The sequence below is a fragment of the Metabacillus herbersteinensis genome (assembly GCF_042433335.1).
GTDB lineage: Bacteria > Bacillota > Bacilli > Bacillales > Bacillaceae > Metabacillus > Metabacillus herbersteinensis.
The window spans coordinates 1-1,542 of sequence record NZ_JBHLVO010000081.1 but is presented as its reverse complement, the minus strand read 5'-3'; the positions used below and the strand labels follow the sequence as shown (position 1 = coordinate 1,542).

1 protein-coding gene is annotated in these 1,542 nt (G+C 38.5%); it reads left to right on the top strand.

Features of this window, described 5'->3' with window-relative positions; genetic code table 11:
* Window positions 1-1,364, top strand: a 1,364-nt coding sequence (locus ACFFIX_RS27705; protein WP_378939881.1) for an IS110 family RNA-guided transposase, incomplete at its 5' end; no start/stop codon positions are given.
* Window positions 1,365-1,542 lie beyond the last annotated feature (178 nt).

Here is a 1,542-nt window from a genome sequence, read left to right as displayed (position 1 = left end):
AAGGTAAAAAAGGTAGTCGATTTAGTGATCAGCTACGTGGGATTAATCTAGAAGAAGTGCTAATCGTTGCGATTGACGCAGCTAAGCTTCATCAGAAAGCCCTGATCTGTAATTATTTTGGCGATGTCATTGAGAAACCCTTTTTCTTTTCCGTTAATTCTCTCGGTATTACGGAGCTCTGTACTAAGATTAAACATGCTTCTTCTAAAGCCAACGCCCAACGCATTTTTCTAGGTGTTGAGGCCACAGGACATTATTATGAAGACATTGTCCGCGAGTTAGGTACCAAAGGGTATGGAGTCCAAATCTTCAATGCTTACACAACCTTTGAGGAACGTTCTAGTGCACTAAGTTGGTGTAAAACAGATGACTTAGACCTTGTTGCCTTAGCACACGCCATCATGCGTAATAAAGGAACTGAGTTTACTCTATCTGAAGGTACTCAACGGCAACTTCTAACTCTTTCAAGAGCTAGGCGTAGTGAAGTAAATAAACGCTCTACCTTACAAGTAGAAATTAGAGTGCTGATGGATCACATTTGGCGTGAGTTTCAAGGATACGCTGTTATGGATAACAAAAAACGGAAAACACAGAAGATCTTTAGTGATTTTTGGGGAAAGACTCCACTTTTCTTTATGGAACACTATCCTCACCCCTCTTCTATCCTAAAACTAGGAGAATTGGAAATACGTAAGCTTTCCAGACAACATAACTTAAAAATGCGAGATACCACGATCCAAAGGTTACTTTTTGCGGCTAATCACTCACTTTCTCGTTCAAAAGAAGAGTTAACACCTGAACTACTTATCTTAAAAATGAAAATTCAGAGTCTCAAAATCTTCAATGAGAACATCAAAAATCTAGAAAAAGAAATGGAAACCCTCCTTCTTAAAACGGATGGACTACTTTTATTAACAGTCCCTGGAATTGGTGTTGTATCTGCAGCTGAATTTTATAGTGAGCTAGGAGATATTTCGAAATATGATCATCCTAGTCAACTAATCAAAAAAGCTGGCACAAACCCAATTGTTAAACAATCTGGTGGAAGTGGCGGGTACTATGGAAAAATTTCAAAACAAGGAAACTCACATCTAAGACACGTTCTCTACCACATAGGCCATACACTCTCCGTCCATAATAAGGACTTAATGCCCTTTTACGAACGGCTGAAAGGAAAAGGCAAACATTATCGTAAACTGTATGTTGCGTTAGGGAACAAATTCCTTAAAATTGCATTCGCTATGTTACGTGACAAAAAGCCTTTTATATCGAACCAACCAGATTTTCAAATTAACCATGAAATAAACAAAAAGCTAAGATATCATAGTTTTAAGAATCAACAACTTGTAACTCTTGTAGCGTAAAATAACTAAATAAAGCTAACCACTACCTTTGGGGTCGAGGTAAGATCGATAATTTCCTGGAGGCTTTAGACCTCGTTGTTTAGCGTGATCCACCTCGTCCTGCAAATGCGAATCGTACGTTAATCTTAAAGACTGTACTGACCAGGGTGCACTTTCTGCAGAATGAAAACGAGGCATT